This window comes from Ruegeria sp. YTSA064, assembly GCF_059610325.1.
Window position 1 is genome coordinate 1 of the sequence record NZ_JBXWNK010000001.1, and the last position, 16304, is coordinate 16304.

Annotated in this window: 17 protein-coding genes and 3 tRNA genes; 7 read left to right on the forward strand and 13 right to left on the reverse strand. The window is 54.7% G+C overall.

The window, feature by feature from the left end; translation table 11 throughout:
• Both AC2FI7_RS00005 and AC2FI7_RS00010 read right to left on the reverse strand, forming a co-directional pair.
• Positions 1–77 (reverse strand) — tRNA-Asp (locus AC2FI7_RS00005).
• Between the two features lie 52 nt (positions 78–129).
• Positions 130–206: transfer RNA gene (locus AC2FI7_RS00010), tRNA-Asp, on the reverse strand.
• Between the two features lie 213 nt (positions 207–419).
• On the opposite strand from AC2FI7_RS00010, the gene AC2FI7_RS00015 reads away from it, so the two are divergent.
• Positions 420–494: transfer RNA gene (locus AC2FI7_RS00015), tRNA-Val, on the forward strand.
• Positions 495–567: 73 nt separating this feature from the next.
• Here AC2FI7_RS00015 and AC2FI7_RS00020 read toward each other — a convergent pair.
• A complete protein-coding gene (locus tag AC2FI7_RS00020; protein WP_010439808.1) occupies positions 568–795 on the reverse strand; it encodes a hypothetical protein in 228 nt (75 codons plus the stop codon).
• A gap of 249 nt (positions 796–1044) precedes the next feature.
• Between AC2FI7_RS00020 and AC2FI7_RS00025 the strand changes: the two genes are divergently transcribed.
• Entirely contained in the window at positions 1045–2631 is a 1587-nt protein-coding gene (locus AC2FI7_RS00025; protein ID WP_010439806.1) for an APC family permease, read from the forward strand.
• A gap of 47 nt (positions 2632–2678) precedes the next feature.
• On the opposite strand, the gene lon is transcribed toward AC2FI7_RS00025, so the two are convergent.
• The 4 genes from lon to AC2FI7_RS00045 all read right to left on the reverse strand — a co-directional run bounded on the left by lon (position 2679) and on the right by AC2FI7_RS00045 (position 7930).
• Positions 2679–5087 (reverse strand): endopeptidase La, encoded by a 2409-nt coding sequence (gene lon / locus AC2FI7_RS00030; protein ID WP_010439805.1) that lies wholly within the window; start codon positions 5085–5087, stop codon positions 2679–2681.
• 234 nt (positions 5088–5321) lie between these two features.
• Positions 5322–5732 carry a DUF6636 domain-containing protein gene (locus tag AC2FI7_RS00035; RefSeq protein WP_010439803.1) on the reverse strand — a complete coding sequence of 137 codons (411 nt, stop codon included), beginning with the start codon at positions 5730–5732 and terminating at the stop codon, positions 5322–5324.
• Between the two features lie 92 nt (positions 5733–5824).
• On the reverse strand, positions 5825–6955 hold the full coding sequence (tgt, locus tag AC2FI7_RS00040; protein ID WP_010439801.1) for a tRNA guanosine(34) transglycosylase Tgt: 1131 nt from the start codon (positions 6953–6955) through the stop codon (positions 5825–5827).
• A gap of 63 nt (positions 6956–7018) precedes the next feature.
• Complete coding sequence (locus tag AC2FI7_RS00045) at positions 7019–7930, reverse strand: nucleoside hydrolase (RefSeq protein WP_029621787.1); 912 nt, start codon at positions 7928–7930, stop codon at positions 7019–7021.
• Between the two features lie 175 nt (positions 7931–8105).
• Here AC2FI7_RS00045 and AC2FI7_RS00050 point away from each other — a divergent pair, with 175 nt between their 5' ends.
• The 3 genes from AC2FI7_RS00050 to AC2FI7_RS00060 all read left to right on the forward strand — a co-directional run bounded on the left by AC2FI7_RS00050 (position 8106) and on the right by AC2FI7_RS00060 (position 9733).
• Positions 8106–8996, forward strand: a complete 891-nt coding sequence (locus tag AC2FI7_RS00050; protein ID WP_010439798.1) for an SPFH domain-containing protein — start codon at positions 8106–8108, stop codon at positions 8994–8996.
• On the forward strand, positions 8996–9274 hold the full coding sequence (locus AC2FI7_RS00055) for a hypothetical protein (RefSeq protein WP_010439796.1): 279 nt from the start codon (positions 8996–8998) through the stop codon (positions 9272–9274). Before AC2FI7_RS00050 ends, AC2FI7_RS00055 begins: the two co-directional genes overlap by 1 nt.
• 96 nt (positions 9275–9370) lie before the next feature.
• Positions 9371–9733, forward strand: a complete 363-nt coding sequence (locus tag AC2FI7_RS00060) for an SUF system Fe-S cluster assembly protein (RefSeq protein WP_010439793.1) — start codon at positions 9371–9373, stop codon at positions 9731–9733.
• 219 nt (positions 9734–9952) lie between these two features.
• Here the strand turns inward: AC2FI7_RS00060 and AC2FI7_RS00065 are convergent, their stop codons facing one another.
• Positions 9953–10285 carry a hypothetical protein gene (locus AC2FI7_RS00065; RefSeq protein WP_496815422.1) on the reverse strand — a complete coding sequence of 111 codons (333 nt, stop codon included), beginning with the start codon at positions 10283–10285 and terminating at the stop codon, positions 9953–9955.
• Between the two features lie 176 nt (positions 10286–10461).
• On the opposite strand from AC2FI7_RS00065, the gene AC2FI7_RS00070 reads away from it, so the two are divergent.
• Entirely contained in the window at positions 10462–10827 is a 366-nt protein-coding gene (locus tag AC2FI7_RS00070; protein ID WP_010439788.1) for a HesB/IscA family protein, read from the forward strand.
• On the opposite strand, the gene AC2FI7_RS00075 is transcribed toward AC2FI7_RS00070, so the two are convergent.
• Entirely contained in the window at positions 10824–11738 is a 915-nt protein-coding gene (locus AC2FI7_RS00075; protein ID WP_029621786.1) for an isopenicillin N synthase family dioxygenase, read from the reverse strand. The two genes, AC2FI7_RS00070 and AC2FI7_RS00075, sit on opposite strands and share 4 nt — an antisense overlap.
• Before the next feature lie 121 nt (positions 11739–11859).
• Here AC2FI7_RS00075 and tpiA point away from each other — a divergent pair, with 121 nt between their 5' ends.
• A complete protein-coding gene (gene tpiA / locus AC2FI7_RS00080; RefSeq protein ID WP_010439784.1) occupies positions 11860–12609 on the forward strand; it encodes a triose-phosphate isomerase in 750 nt (249 codons plus the stop codon).
• Between the two features lie 6 nt (positions 12610–12615).
• Here the strand turns inward: tpiA and AC2FI7_RS00085 are convergent, their stop codons facing one another.
• The 4 genes from AC2FI7_RS00085 to AC2FI7_RS00100 all read right to left on the reverse strand — a co-directional run bounded on the left by AC2FI7_RS00085 (position 12616) and on the right by AC2FI7_RS00100 (position 16257).
• Positions 12616–12927 (reverse strand): DMT family transporter, encoded by a 312-nt coding sequence (locus tag AC2FI7_RS00085; RefSeq protein WP_010439781.1) that lies wholly within the window; start codon positions 12925–12927, stop codon positions 12616–12618.
• Positions 12928–13085: 158 nt separating this feature from the next.
• Positions 13086–14462, reverse strand: coding sequence for a TRAP transporter large permease (locus AC2FI7_RS00090; RefSeq protein ID WP_010439778.1), 1377 nt, complete (start codon positions 14460–14462; stop codon positions 13086–13088).
• On the reverse strand, positions 14462–15139 hold the full coding sequence (locus tag AC2FI7_RS00095) for a TRAP transporter small permease (RefSeq protein ID WP_010439775.1): 678 nt from the start codon (positions 15137–15139) through the stop codon (positions 14462–14464). Before AC2FI7_RS00095 ends, AC2FI7_RS00090 begins: the two co-directional genes overlap by 1 nt.
• A 116-nt stretch (positions 15140–15255) precedes the next feature.
• Positions 15256–16257 (reverse strand): DctP family TRAP transporter solute-binding subunit, encoded by a 1002-nt coding sequence (locus AC2FI7_RS00100; RefSeq protein ID WP_010439772.1) that lies wholly within the window; start codon positions 16255–16257, stop codon positions 15256–15258.
• Positions 16258–16304 lie beyond the last annotated feature (47 nt).

The following is a 16304-nucleotide window of genomic DNA, read 5'->3' on the forward strand; positions in this document are numbered from 1 at the left end:
TGGCGCGGTTGACGGGGCTCGAACCCGCGACCCCCGGCGTGACAGGCCGGTACTCTAACCAACTGAGCTACAACCGCGCATTTTGGGTCTATGTGTGATCCGTTTGCCCGGATCAAAGGCTGACAGTGATGGCGCGGTTGACGGGGCTCGAACCCGCGACCCCCGGCGTGACAGGCCGGTACTCTAACCAACTGAGCTACAACCGCCCACTGCCCGTTCATCTCTGAACGTTGGGGTGTATTATGGCTACCGCTGTGCAGCGTCAAGCGGCGTTTTCAAGTTTTTTGCTTAATCACGAATTTTTCCAATGCGAGTAACTTTGAACAAAGCAAATGCGTCGTGAAAACCCTACTCCAACGCAAGCGGACAGCGATTTCAGCTTGCGAATATTTCTTGGATTCTTTATTTGAGCCCGCCAAGGGTGATTAGCTCAGTGGTAGAGCGCTTCGTTCACATCGAAGATGTCAGGAGTTCAAATCTCTTATCACCCACCATGTTTTCAATAACTTATTGGCCGCAAGTAAAGTGCTGGGATCCTTTCAGATCAAACGCGCAGCGCACCCTGAACTACCCACTGACATACACGCCGGACTTCGGGCGATAGAATATCTTCTGGTCATGTAGCCTGCCGAGTAATTCGTGTGCTTTGCGCACAAAGTTCTCGCGGGCCTCTCTGTCCTCATTGCCTTCATCAACAAGTGCGACGGACCTGGCCGAAATCGCATGGCGCATTGCCTCTTCAATCAATTCCATATCTTCCACCGAAAGTTCGAACAGATCGTTGTACCGAGGCATCCTGGGGTCTCCTACAATGGCGTGGGCTCTCAGCGTGAATGATATTCCAACCCGGGTCCAGCGTTATGATACCCTGAAGATAGACACTCGTGGCAGAAAGTGCTCGAAACGACTGGAAGAACTTTCCAATTCGTTGCTTTAGGCACTGAGATTCTTTCATGATTATAGAGACTTGCCATGTTTCCTACGGCCTGCTTATCCTGAAACTGTGGTCTGTCGAACCAACGGATTTCCTGGGTGGGTTAACAAATGGCGAAACTGAAGCGGGAAATCGGCCTCGTTGGTCTAACGTTCATTTCAGTCGGCGGCATCATCGGATCGGGCTGGCTATTCGGACCCCTGCTCGCCGTACAGCATGCCGGCCCTGCCGCTATTCTTTCCTGGATCATCGGCGCCGTTGCGATGTTCATTTTGGCGATCACATTTGCCGAAATATCGGCGATGCTGCCTATCCCCGGCGGCATCGCACGCGTCCCGCAGTTTTCGCATGGCAATATCGTGTCGATGGCGATGGGTTGGACCGCCTGGATTGGCTACAATACGACCGCCCCAATCGAGGTTGAGGCCATGCTTAAATACCTCGCGCCATACGCGTCTTGGCTCCATACGGCAGAAACTGGGGAACTGACCGGGGCCGGTGTCTCTGTTGCACTGCTATTCATGCTGTTATTCGTCGCGGTAAACGCGCTGGGGGTTAAGTTTTTCACCCAGGTAAATGCGACACTGACCTGGGCTAAAATTGCGATCCCAGTTGTCATGTCAGTTCTGTTGATCGCATCAAGATTTGAAACGCAAAACTTTACGACGCCAGATGGATTCGCCCCCTATGGTCTTAGGGGTATCATGGCGGCCGTATCTACTGGCGGCGTGATTTTTTCCTTCATTGGATTCCGACATGTGGTTGATATGGCTGGGGAAGTTCGCAATCCGAAATTTTCTATACCGGCCGCATTGGTTCTTTCCATTGTGCTGTGTGCACTGATCTACCTCGGACTACAGGTTGCCTTTATAGGAGCACTGGACCCCACAATGATCAGCCAAGGCTGGGCGCACCTGAGCTTTGGCGGTCAAGGGCCGTTGGATGGCGTCATCATGTCAGTTGGGCTGTTGTGGTTTCTCAGCCTTTTGAACATTGGTTCGATTATTGGCCCTTTTGGCAATGGGCTTGTAGCGACAGGCTCAAATGCAAGGATCGCAATGGCCCTGTCGCAAAATGGATTCCTACCGAAGCGGTTGCAGATGCTCTCATCCTTTGGCGTCCCTTTGTGGGCACTGGCGCTGAACTTTCTGATCGGCACGCTGTTCTTGCTCACCGTACCGTTCACTACAGTCATCGCCTTGAACGGGGCCGCAATCGTCCTTTCATTTGCGGTCGGCCCCATCGCCGTGGTGTGCCTCCGCGATCTGCTACCTGATCAACCCCGCTCGATCCGTATCCCCGCGGTCAAACTTGTCGCAATCACAGCCTTCGCCATTTCGACGTTGATCGTTTATTGGAGCGGTTGGGACACGGTCTGGAGGCTTGGTATCGCCTTGCTTATTGGCATGGCGCTGCTGCTGATCCGCTTTCACAACCGACTTGATGAGATGGACGCGACAGAAGCCCTTTGGCTGATGCCATATTTCTGCGGCCTGGGGCTGATATCTTACATGGGGCAATTTGGAGACGGTGCGCAGAGGCAAATCCCATTCGGTTGGGACATTTTGCTTTGTGTCGTATTTTCGATGGTGATCTTCGCACTCGCTGTACGTTCGGCCCTGTCGGATAAAAAGTTTCAGGCTTACATCGCTGATGAAGAAGTGCTCGATCCGTCCAAACCGGTAATCGGCCTTTAAACAAAAAAAGGCGGGGATGACCCCGCCTCTTAACTTTATCAGCAGTCTTAATGAGCTGTCGCAGACGGTCCGGCACCTTCGGCCGCTTTTGCAGCCGCCGCGGCAGCCTCTTCCGCAGCCTCGTCCCAATCAATGGACTCAGGCGCACGGATAAGTGCTTGCTCAAGAACTTCCGAAACATGCTTGACCGCGATGATTTCCAGCCCTTCCTTCACGTTATCCGGAATATCTGCCAGATCTTTTTCGTTCTCTTCAGGGATCAGAACAGTTTTGATCCCACCACGAAGAGCAGCCAGCAGTTTTTCCTTCAAACCACCGATTGGCATAGCATTCCCGCGCAGCGAGACCTCGCCTGTCATAGCGATGTCCTTGCGTACCGGAATACCTGTCAGAACCGAAACAATCGAGGTCACCATCGCCAAGCCCGCTGACGGCCCATCCTTGGGCGTCGCGCCATCGGGCACGTGCACGTGGATGTCGATCTTGTCGAACTTCGGTGGCTTCACGCCGATCTGAGGCGAAATCGACCGAACGTACGACGATGCTGCGTCGATGGATTCTTTCATCACATCGCCCAGCTTACCAGTGGTCTTCATCCGACCCTTACCGGGCAGTTTTAACGCCTCGATATGCAGCAAGTCGCCCCCGACCGAGGTCCAGGCCAAGCCGGTGACAACACCGACCTGATCGTCCTGCTCGGCGAGGCCGTAGCGGAACTTAGGCACGCCTAGAAAGTCATCCAGATTTTCCGGCGTAACCGTCACGGTTTCCGCTTCTTTCTTGATGATCTTGGTCAGCGATTTTCGCGCCACCTTGGCGATTTCACGTTCAAGGTTCCGTACACCCGCCTCACGCGTATAGGTGCGGATGATCGATTGCAGCGCCTCATCGGTAAGTTCGAACTCTTTGTCTTTCAGACCATGGTTCTTGACCTGCTTGCCGATCAGGTGCTGCTTGGCGATCTCGCTCTTTTCGTCTTCGGTATAACCAGCCAGCGGGATGATCTCCATCCGATCCAGCAGAGGCCCGGGCATATTGTAGCTGTTCGACGTGGTCAGGAACATTACGTTGGACAGGTCATATTCGACCTCCAAGTAGTGATCCATGAACGTGTTGTTCTGCTCCGGGTCCAACACCTCCAGCATCGCCGAGGCCGGATCGCCACGGAAGTCCTGCCCCATCTTGTCGATCTCATCGAGCAGGATGAGCGGGTTCGTGGTCTTTGCCTTTTTCAGCGCTTGAATGATCTTGCCGGGCATCGAACCGATATAAGTCCGACGGTGACCCCTGATCTCGGATTCGTCGCGCACGCCACCCAGTGAAATGCGAATAAACTCGCGCCCCGTGGCTTTGGCAACCGACTTACCCAGTGAGGTCTTACCCACGCCCGGAGGACCAACGAGGCACAAGATCGGGCCTTTGAGCTTCTTCGAACGCTGTTGAACTGCGAGGTATTCAACGATCCGTTCCTTGACCTTTTCAAGACCATAGTGATCAGCGTCCAGAATGTCCTGCGCACGGCCCAGATCCTTTTTGACACGGGATTTGGTGCCCCATGGCAGAGCAAGGATCCAGTCCAGATAGTTGCGCACAACAGTGGCCTCGGCCGACATCGGCGACATGTTCTTGAGCTTTTTCAGCTCACCCTCGGCCTTCTCGCGCGCTTCTTTCGAAAGCTTGGTCTCGTTGATCTTGGCTTCCAGTTCGGCGACTTCGTTGCTGCCGTCCTCACCATCGCCGAGCTCTTTCTGAATGGCTTTCATCTGCTCATTCAGATAGTACTCGCGCTGCGTCTTCTCCATTTGAGATTTGACGCGGGTCTTGATTTTCTTCTCGACCTGCAGAACGGACATTTCGCCTTGCATCAGGCCATAGACCTTCTCAAGGCGCTCGCTGACGCTAAGGGTCTCCAGCAGTTCCTGCTTCTGTTCGACCTCGATGCCCAGATGACCCGACACAAGGTCCGCCAGCTTGGCGGGCTCGGTGGTTTCACCGACCGCAGCCAGCGCTTCCTCGGGTATGTTCTTGCGCACTTTGGCATAGCGCTCAAACTCATCTGCGACAGTGCGCAAAAGCGCCTCAGTCGTGGTGACATCGCCGGGAATTTCGGTCAGATACTCGGCGCGGGCTTCGAAAAACTGATCGTTTTCAAGAAATTCTGTGATCTGCACACGTGCCTGCCCTTCGACCAGCACCTTAACCGTGCCATCGGGCAGCTTCAGCAGCTGCAGTACATTGGCCAGAACGCCCGAGCGGTAGATACCGTCGATCTCTGGGTCGTCTTCACCAGGATCAATCTGGCTCGACAACAGAATTTGCTTGTCATCCTGCATGACCTCTTCCAGTGCGCGGACCGATTTGTCTCGGCCCACGAACAGCGGCACGATCATATGTGGGAATACCACGATGTCGCGCAGCGGCAGGACGGGGTATGAGGAATTCAGAGGCTCTTGCATGCTCTATCCTTATCATTGGCAAGACGGCGCTGGTCCCTGGATCAGGCAACCATTGGCTGTCTCCTGTCTTGGACGATAAAGGTGGGGCACCTGTTCCCCCATTTCAACCTCATCGCCGTTTGTCGTGATGCAGCATGACCCGATGAATTCGGGACTTCAAGGCGTCCAGCAGACATATCCACCGATTTTGGCCCGGCGCGCTGACAAAACCTCCAATAAATTGTCAGTTGTGGATCAAAATATCCGCTGCTTGGCGCGAGATAAAAAGAACCCGTGGCCGACTTCATTCCTGCATTCCAAACCCTTTTTCGAGGAATGGCAGATAAATCCACCAAACGTCCCGGTTACGCCATATTCTGCGCGATCATAACCGTCGCGATTTTGATTGACAGGTTGGCACAGCATGCGGACAGCGCCTTTATCGGTCATGAAAAATTCATGTCCCCAATCAGACTGACAATCCGCAGGTCGTGGCAAAGCAGGCGCGCCGCTACGCTCAATTATAGTGCAAGATAAATCCGAGGCTCCGGCATCCTGCCCGACCGCACATTGGATGTTTTCAGACGGGGTCTCAAAGGTCCAGACATCTGCGTGGGCCAAGGATGCACAAAGAACGATTGCTATAGAAACAAGTAAGCGAGGCATGGAATCCTCCTTAACAAAACAATGAAATTGATGAAACAAACTGAGAACAGTATAGCAAACAGGGCGATGTTTGTCACCGCATGAGACGCAATCTAGAGCGGTTCTATATCGCCCTGCTCTCGTTGTGCATGAAACTGCGCCTGCCACTGCGCAAATGTTCCTTTAGAAATAGCTTCACGCATGCCCTGCATGATTTCCTGAAAGTAGTGAAGGTTATGCCAGGTCAGCAGCATACCCGAGATCATCTCATTTGACCGGAATACATGGTGCAGATAGGCGCGGGAGTAGTTTGAGCACGCAGGGCACGTACAATGCTCATCCAGAGGGCGCGGATCGTCAGCATGGCGGGCGTTCTTGATGTTTACCACGCTGTAGCGTGTGAACACCTGCCCGGTACGTCCGGACCGCGAAGGCAGCACGCAATCCATCATGTCGATCCCGCGTGCCACGGCACCCACGATGTCGTCGGGTTTGCCCACCCCCATCAGGTAGCGCGGCTTATCCTTAGGCAGGAATTCTGGTGCGTAGTCGAGGCAGCTGAACATGGCCTCTTGCCCCTCGCCCACCGCGAGCCCACCAACCGCGTAGCCCTCAAAACCGATCTGTTTTAGTGCTTCTGCGCTTTCTTCACGCAAGTCCGGTTCCAACCCACCCTGCATGATTCCGAACAAGGCATGTCCGGGGCGATCACCAAACGCATCCCGAGACCGTTCGGCCCATCGCATCGACAATCGCATCGACTCGGCGATGCGGTCCCGATCCGAAGGCAATGCCGGGCATTCGTCGAAACACATCACGATGTCCGATCCCAAAAGGCGCTGGATCTCCATCGAACGTTCAGGTGTCAATTCGTGCTTTGACCCATCGATATGGGATTTGAAGGTCACGCCCTTCTCAGTCAGCTTGCGCAAGCCAGCCAGCGACATGACCTGAAACCCGCCCGAGTCTGTCAGGATCGGGCGTTTCCAGTTCATGAACTTGTGCAAACCACCCAGGCGGTCGATCCGCTCGGCCGTAGGGCGTAGCATCAGGTGGTAAGTGTTGCCCAGCAAGATATCCGCACCGGTTGCGCGGACGCTTTCGGGCATCATTGCCTTAACCGTCGCCGCAGTCCCAACGGGCATGAATGCAGGCGTCCGCACCTCGCCGCGAGGCGTGTTGATCACGCCAGTGCGGGCCTTGCCGTCTGTGGCTTTCAGGTCAAACGAGAAACGGTCGGTCATGTTGGGGCCTCGGGTCGCGGAACCGGGCAGGCTTTGCCCGATCTGCTGGTTCAATGCAACCCGTCAGGGCAGAGATGCAACGCGTTCGGTAAACAGTTGTACAACCCCTGCCCCGTCCACATTCCGGCATACGCGTACTGCAGGCCGCGAAGGGTTAATACGTGTGGCCCCGATGTCAGATCCTTCGAGCGACACCTGCAAACCAGTTTCAACCACATCGAACATTGGCTCATGTGTGCAAGCGATTACTGCCGTTGAATCGTGCAGGCCACAACCTTCAAGCCCGCCAACCTCTTTGTAGAATTTTAAATAGAACCGCGAGATGTTTCGCAGAAAACCACCCATATCGGGGGATTTCTGAGCCAACCCTTCGAAGTCGGCAGTTTCATAAAGCGTTTTCAAGGTCACATCCAAGCCAACCAGCACGGTCGGCAGAGACGCAGCGAATACTTCATCGGCAGCCTTGGCATCATGGTAAATATTCGCTTCGGCATGCTCGGTGATGTTACCTGGGCAGTAAACCGCGCCTCCCATGATCACCAGCTTGGCCACGTTATCAGAAAACTCTGGGTCAAGCTTGATCGCATCCGCAATATTGGTGAGCGGGCCAACAGCACAAACGACCAATTCACCGCGATGCGCGCGCGCCATTTCAACCAGGAACTCTGCGCCTGTCAGCGCGTGGTTCTCGCCAATATGCGGGATATCGGTAAAATCACCGAACCCTTCAGGCCCGTGTACATGCTCGGACGGCGCGTGGCGGTCTTCACCACGTGCAAATGGCGCCCCTTCAGCTACTGGAATATTCAATCCAAGTTTATCTACCAGATAGCGCGCATTGCGACTGGATTGATGCACATGAGTATTGCCAAAGACGGTCGTCAGGCCGACCAACTCTATTTCCGGAGCTGCAGCGGCATAGGCGATGGCCATCGCATCATCGATGCCGGGATCAGTATCAATTATCAGTTTCATCCCCGCCCGATACCGCAAACACAGGTAGGATGCAAAGCGGTCACAGGCAAAGAATTCGCACCGCATTAACTGTTTCAAAGATTTGCATTTGGGCGCACTCAATCCATACCAGAGTTGAAATCGGGCGACTCAATCCCCAAATGTATACCATAGTACACAATAAATGAGGACAGATATGACAGAAGACCAGATTATCGGATTGCTTACTTCGAACATTATTTATTTGCTGGCGGCAGCGCTAATTGCACTTGTCATCTTCAAAGGCATCAAGATCGTGCCTCAATCCGAAAAATACGTGGTTGAACGGTTCGGCCGCTTGCGCTCAGTCCTTGGACCCGGAATCAACTTTATCGTTCCTTTTCTTGATGTTGCACGCCATAAGATATCCATCCTTGAGCGTCAGTTGCCCAACGCAACTCAAGACGCGATCACCAAGGACAATGTTCTGGTGCAGATCGATACCTCGGTATTCTACCGTATTCTGGAACCTGAAAAGACTGTATACCGTATCCGTGACGTAGATGGTGCGATTGCCACAACCGTCGCCGGCATCGTCCGTGCAGAGATCGGTAAGATGGACCTGGATGAAGTTCAGTCGAACCGCGCGCAACTGATTGAACGCATTCAGGAAAGTGTCGAAACCGCCGTTGACGACTGGGGAATCGAAGTGACCCGCGCCGAGATTCTGGACGTAAACCTCGACCAGGCCACCCGTGACGCAATGCTGCAGCAGCTGAATGCCGAGCGCGCGCGCCGCGCACAGGTAACAGAGGCCGAAGGTCAGAAGCGTGCCGTTGAGCTGCAAGCCGATGCCGAGCTTTATGCCGCTGAACAGACCGCCAAAGCCCGCCGTATCCAGGCCGAGGCCGAAGCCTACGCGACTCAGGTTGTGGCCAAGGCGATTCAGGATAATGGATTGGAAGCTGCGCAATACCAGGTCGCCTTGAAGCAAGTGGAATCACTGAACGCTTTGGGTAATGGCAGCGGCTCGCAGACAATTGTGGTACCGGCAAATGCTATTGAAGCGTTTGGGAATGCCTTTAACATGCTGAAAGGAGGAAAATAATGGCTGAACCTTTCTGGCTTACTTGGTGGGTCTGGCTGGCCGCAGCGCTCGCTCTGGCCATCCTTGAGGTCGCCCTGCCAGGCTTCATCTTTCTTGGCTTTGCCATCGGAGCAGCCATCACAGGATTGCTGTTGCTGATACCGGGGCTGGTACTTTCCCTGCCCGTTCTATTGCTGATCTTCGCGGTTCTTTCGCTGGTATCCTGGCTCGCATTACGCCGCATGTTCGCGCTGCCTCACGGACAGGTCAAAACTTTCAATCACGATATCAACGAGTGATTTTGTACTGGCGCCCATTCCGGGCGCCACTGCCCCTCTGGACGCTGGTCAGCGGTTTCCCTATATAATTTCTCAGGTAACAGACCCGAGGCATCAATGACCCACCCCAGCGAACAGTTCGAAGGCAGCCCGCTCATTGCGCCTTCGACCATCGAACATCCTTTGTACGACGCGATAGTGGACGCGTGCCGAACAGTTTTTGACCCTGAAATTCCGGTCAATATCTATGATCTGGGTCTGATCTATACCATCGACATCACCAATGAAAACGCGGTCAAAGTCATTATGACCCTAACGGCCCCCGGCTGCCCGGTCGCCGGCGAGATGCCCGGCTGGATCGTGGAAGCCATTGAACCCGTTGCGGGCGTCAAGGAAGTTGACGTCGAACTGACTTGGGAGCCGCCTTGGGGTATGGAGATGATGTCGGATGAAGCGCGGCTTGAGCTGGGGTTCATGTAACCCCTTTTCTCATCAGGTTTTATCGTTTGTCGTGAAACGGTTACGCGCTTGTTACAAATGCGTAGACATTGTGACACAAAAAGCCGGTACTTTTCGGTTGTTTGCGCAGTGATACATACTGTGCTGGCACACCGGGTCGTAAACCTGTCTGTTGTCCCCAAATTGACCTAGCCCGGATATTGACCGCCCTTGCCCGAGGGCGGTCTTTTCCGGTCGCTGCTAGTTGAGTCCACAGGTCGATTTGATTTCCGCGGCTCTCGCATCCAACTGTTCGACGTAATCGCCTGAAAGCATCTTTAGGTGTTTGTTCTCGGTCCCGGTTATCAATCCCAATAAAGCTCCGGCTGGTAGGATCGAGACAACGCTTTCCGCTTGTTGTTCCTCCGCATGCTTCTTTTCCGCAGCGATCGCACGAAGATCACCCGGTGCTGTGGCACAATTGACCGGGTGCCGTTTGTCATCACCGGCGGCGAGTGCCGGATAAGCCAATGCAATGCAAACCAACCAAGTGGAAATACTTCGACCAAACAACTGCTTTGCTCTCAATGCCATCTTATTTCGCCTCTGTCAGAACAATAAATCCACGTCATCCGACCATATCCCGCGCGATATTGCCAATCCGAATTCCCTATCAACCCGCCACATGTGTGGGAATTGTGCCCTCCCTCTCTTGAGCCCGACGAGCGTCGGCCTTAGATTGGAGATAACGCGCGAATACGGAGCCCATCATGTTTGGCATTCCCGGCAAACAAGCCGTGACTATGACACCCAAAGCCGCCGAACAGATTGTTCGGCTGATGAATTCTGGCGGCCACGCCGGTCTGCGCATTGGCGTCAAGAAAGGCGGCTGTGCTGGTATGGAATATACCATGGACTATGTCGATGAGGCCGACCCAAACGATGAAGTGGTCGAACAGGATGGTGCCCGCGTGATGATCGCGCCAATGGCACAGATGTTCCTGTTTGGGACCGAGATCGACTATGAGGTTTCACTGCTCGAATCCGGCTTTAAGTTTCGCAACCCGAACGTGGTTGATGCCTGCGGCTGCGGGGAATCGATCAAGTTCGACGATACTCTGGCAGCGCAGCGTTAAGACGCTGCCTGCAGGTGCACGTAAGTTTCATTAAATCGCTGCGTCAAGTGCTCTCCAGCCCGAATTATCTTGCCTGAATCCGGCGGGGCGATATTGGTGTCATAAGAGGGATTGAAGAACAGTGGGACCGAGATTCGCTCGTCTGAAGTCCCTTTGACTCTATGTTCGGTTGCCTTGACTTCACCGTCTGTCCAAAACTCCAACATTTCGCCAAAATTGATAATGAACTGCCCCGGCGCCGCGTTTACAGCCTGCCAATCGCCATCAGGCATACGCACCTCTAGCCCCGGAGTGCCATCGGTGGCCAACAATGTCAGGCAGCCATAGTCAGTGTGAGCAGCGATTCCAAAATCGTTTTCTCCTGCCCAATCAGGACGTTGCGGATAGAAGTTACCGCGCAGCAAGGCCATGGGTGTATCAAAGGCGGCATCAAAACTGTTCGCATCCCGACCGATGGCAACGGCAATGGCACGCAGAACACGCATGGCAATGACACAAGCGTCCGAATAGTAGACTTGGATTATTGTCCGGAACTCGCCGGAAAAGTCCGGCCAGAGGTTGGGGGCATATACGCTCAGTTCTCGCTCTGCATAAGGATCATTGGCGGACAGTTCATAGCCGCAGTCAAAGACTTCTTTAAAATCCGGGTTCGCCGTAGGATCGACTTGCTCAGAACGAGGTGCGCCCCAGCCGCGGTTGGCACCGGAGGTGGCCATGTCTACAGTCCGCTTGATCTGTTCAGGTTGCCGAAAAAAGTTGCTATATTCGCTAATCACCTGCTGAACGCGCTCAGCGCTGAGTCCGGCATTGGAAATCGTCAGAAATCCGACCCGGCCAATGGCATGTCTCAGCTTATCCATCTCCGCAGGCTCACGCTGGTCCAGCTTTGTAAGGTCTAGGTTGTCTATCATGCTGCCCTCTGCATTTACGCGTGCAATCTGTCCACACAATTCGCGGTCCGCAACCGGAATTGTCAGCGCTGCTTGCCAGTGATATCCGGGATGCAGAACGCACAAAACCGGAGGGATCGCAATGCGGCGTAAGTTGGCGGCAGGCAATTGGAAAATGAATGGAACCGGCGTTGCGCTGAACGAATTGAAAGAGTTGAGTGCGTCACATCCCTCTTCCCCCGTCGAAATTCTGATCTGCCCGCCTGCCACATTGCTTCATCGCGCTGGTAACACCGTCGAAGGCTCGGGAATCACTGTCGGCGGACAGGATTGCCACGCCGCGACTTCGGGTGCGCATACCGGGGATCTAAGCGCCGAGATGCTGCTTGATGCAGGGGCAGACGCAGTAATACTCGGTCATTCCGAACGTCGAGAGGACCATGGCGAACAGAACGAAGACATTCGCGCCAAGGCCCGCACAGCGATGGACGCGGGGCTAAAAGCGATAGTCTGCGTTGGCGAAAGCCTTGAACAGCGTGAAGCGGCGAACACGCTGGACATCATCGGAGGTCAGATGTCGGGATCAATCCCGGATCAGGCGACCGGCGAAAATCTCATTGTTGCCTATGAACCCATTTGGGCAATTGGGACCGGCAAAGTGCCAACCCTGGAAGAGATCGGCGAAGTGCACGATTTCATCCGCGCCCGGCTGGAACGCCGCTTTGGTGAAGGCGTGGGCCGCTCGGTCCGGTTGCTCTATGGTGGGTCGGTAAAACCCAGCAACGCCGCCGAGATTTTTGGAGTATCAAATGTCGACGGCGCACTTGTTGGTGGTGCAAGCCTGAAAGCCCAAGATTTTTCGGGCATCATTCGGGCGCTTGAAAAGGCCTAAGAAGACTTAGGCCAGTTTCATCACGACCAATCCGGTCACAATCAGAACCGCCGCACCGATCCGCATCGGTGTCAACGCTTCGCCCAGAAACAAGATGCCGACGGTGAACGCACCGACGGCGCCGATTCCGGTCCAGATGGTATAGGCCGTTCCAAGCGGCAACTCCCGCATGGCCATCGCAAGCAGACCAAATGACCCGATCATTGCGACACCCATGATCGCCGTCGGCCACAAACGTGTAAAACCTGCGGTCTGCTTCATTGCGACGGCCCAGACAATCTCAAGCAGGCCAGCGAACAACAGTAATATCCAGGGCATAAGAACACCTCACTCTCCGAGTTCGGGTCGTCCCGAATGATCATCCATGGTGGTGAGGTCGTCCTCTGACGCTTAGATATGTGTTTAGACATCAGTTTCAAGGCACAAAAAAACCGGGCGGATTACGCCGCCCGGTTCATATGATCGGTGTATCCGATCTAGTTGGTTATGATCTCTGGTCCCATGAAGGTGTTGGGCAGGAAGGTCGAAATCCACGGGATATACGTCACCATGATCAGGAAGACGAAAAGCACGGCCAAAAACGGCAGCGCCGCGCGAACAACACTCATCATTGGCATACCCGCGACGCCTGAGGTTACGAACAGGTTCAGACCAACCGGCGGCGTGATCATCCCGATCTCCATATTCACCACCATGATGATGCCCAGATGGATCGGGTCGATGCCCAGCTCAATCGCAATCGGGAAGACCAGAGGCGCCACGATGACCAAGAGGCCCGAGGGTTCCATGAACTGGCCACCGATAAGCAGGATCACGTTAACCACGATCAGGAACGTAACCGGCCCCAGACCCGCGGACAGCATAGCGCTTGCGATATGCTGCGGGACCTGTTCATCGGTCAGAACATGCTTCAATATCAGCGCGTTGGCGATAACAAACAGCAGCGTGACGGTCAGTTTGCCAGCTTCGAACAGCGTATGCTTGGTGTCGGGGTGCACAAAGGCCGTGACCAGAGCATAGGGCTTCTTCAACAACGAAATGTTCTTTGCATCGCCTTCGGTGCTGAGCGGCCCCATGTCCTTGTAAACAAAGCTCGCGATCAGGAATGCGTAGACAGCCGCAACCGCAGCGGCCTCGGTCGGGGTGAAAATACCACCGTAGATTCCGCCGAGGATGATGACGATCAGGAACAGGCCCCAACCCGCCTCGCGCGCCGAGGTGAAGACTTCACCCCAACCCTTCCAGTCTCCTTTGGGCAAGTTCTTGACCTTGGCCATGACGTAGATGGTGATCATCAGCATCAGACCGGCCATCAGACCCGGAATAACGCCTGCAAGGAACATCCGCCCGACCGAAACCTCGACAGCGGCGGCATAGACAACCATCACGATGGACGGCGGGATTAGAATGCCCAGAGTACCGGCGTTACAGATCACACCGGCGGCGAATTCCTTGGAATAGCCAACCTGACGCATCCCGGCGATGACAATAGAACCGATTGCCACAACAGTGGCCGGGGATGAGCCCGAAAGAGCGGCGAACAACATACAGGCGAACACGCCCGCAATTGCCAACCCGCCCGGCAGATGCCCCACACAGGCAATCGAAAACCGAATGATCCGGCGTGCAACGCCGCCTGTCGTCATGAAGGACGACGCCAGGATAAAGAAAGGGATGGCGAGCAACGTAAAGTGCCCTTCGAACGCCTCAAACAGCGTGCCCGCGACCGAGGCCAGCGAACTGTCGGAATAGATCAGCAGGAAGAGGGTCGAGCTGAGGCCCAGCGAAACCGCAATCGGAACACCGATCAGCAGCAGACCAATGACCATCGAGAAGAGAAGAACAACATCCATCAGTCATGCTCCCCCTGCTGCGCGCGAACCTCTTCGATCTCGTCCTCAACCTCGTGGCTGGCAACAAGGCGATCGGTTTCGCCGCGCCAGATTTGAGCGGCAACCTGAGCGAAACGGATCACCAGCAGCAACATCGACAGAGGCAAAACGAAATAGGGAACGACCTTGGGCAGTTTCTCGTAGTACTCACCGTAGTTGATCATATCTTCGAGAAACCGCAGCGGTGCCACCATCGGGATATCATCGACTTCATAGAAGCTCTGGCTACGCGCGCTCATGTCAAAGCCGGTCGGAAACCAACGACCCGAAGTTGGCGGCAAATCGGCAAACACCGCCCAGTAGTCATACGACCCCTTGAGCAAGAGCAGCGAAAACACCAGACAGCACGCAACCGCTATCAGCGCCAAAACCCGGCGCGGCGCAGGGGCCAGCATGTTCAGGATCGCATCGACACCCAGATGCGCGTGCTTTTTCACGGCATACGACGCACCCAGCAGCACCAACCAACCAAAGGTGAATACCGTCAGCTCTAGTGCCCAAAGAATGTTAGAGTTAAACACGAACCGCGCGATCACATTGGCGAAGGTGACAATCGTCATCAGGCCCAAAAGACATGCAATCAAGGTTTCTTCGATATGGTCGACCAGCCCGCCTTGGCCGGATTTCGCACCAGACATCTCTCTGTCCCCGCATTTTTATGATGAGAGTGGAGGGAGTGTGGCGGGCCTTCATGGCCCGCCTGACCTACGCGTCCATAACTCCCCAGTCCCCGGACACGCGGCTTGATCCGGGATCAGAACCCGGCGTTGATCGCCTGTGCGGCGTCGATCTTGTCCTGACCTACGTCGTCAGCGAATTTGTCCCACACGGGCTTCATCGCATCGACCCAAGCCTGACGCTGCTCAGGGTTCAGATCACGAATAATACCGCCTGCGTCAGTGATCGAGGCCTTAGCCGCTTCGTTCACCGCAAAGGCTTCCTTGTTCCGGGTCTCCGTCACTTCGGTTAGAATTGTCAGGAACTGATCACGGACTTCGGGGTCCAAGCTGTCCAGCCAGTCCACAGAAGTGACCACTAGATAGTCGATGATACCGTGATTGGTCTCGGTGATACCATCCTGCACTTCAAAGAACTTCTTGCCGTAAATGTTCGACCAGGTGTTCTCCTGCCCGTCCACAACACCCTGCTGAAGCGCGCCATAGACTTCCGAGAATGCCATTTTCTGAGGGCTACCACCGATGGCTTCCATCTGTGCCACCAGAACATCCGAGGACTGTACGCGGAACTTGAGGCCGTCAGCATCCGACGGATCAACCAGAGGTTTGTTCGCGGACATCTGTTTCATGCCGTTGTGCCAGAATGCCAGACCTTGCAGGCCACGACGCTGCATGCTGTCTTTCATCGCCTGACCATCAGCCGAGGCCTGGAATGCATCAACGGCATCGATGTTCTTGAACATGAACGGAAGGTCGAACAGGCGGAACTGTTTGGTGAACTTCTCGAACTTCGACAGCGATGGCGCGGCCAGCTGCACGTCGCCCTGCAGCATCGCCTCAAGCACTTTATCGTCATTGTAGAGGGTCGAGTTCGGATAGACCTCCATGCACATAACGCCGTTCATCTCGTCATTGACGCGCTGCTCCAACAGCGAGGCGGCAATACCCTTGGGATGTTTGTCGGTATTGGTCACATGGGCAAACTTGACCACGATCTCACCGTCATCACACGCCGCCATCCCGGCCGTCGCAGTGACAGAAAGTGCAATTGCAGTTGCTGCCGTTGTTAGGAATTTCATCAGTCTTTTCCTCCCAGATTTCCCTAATACTTCGATCAAGCGCTCAG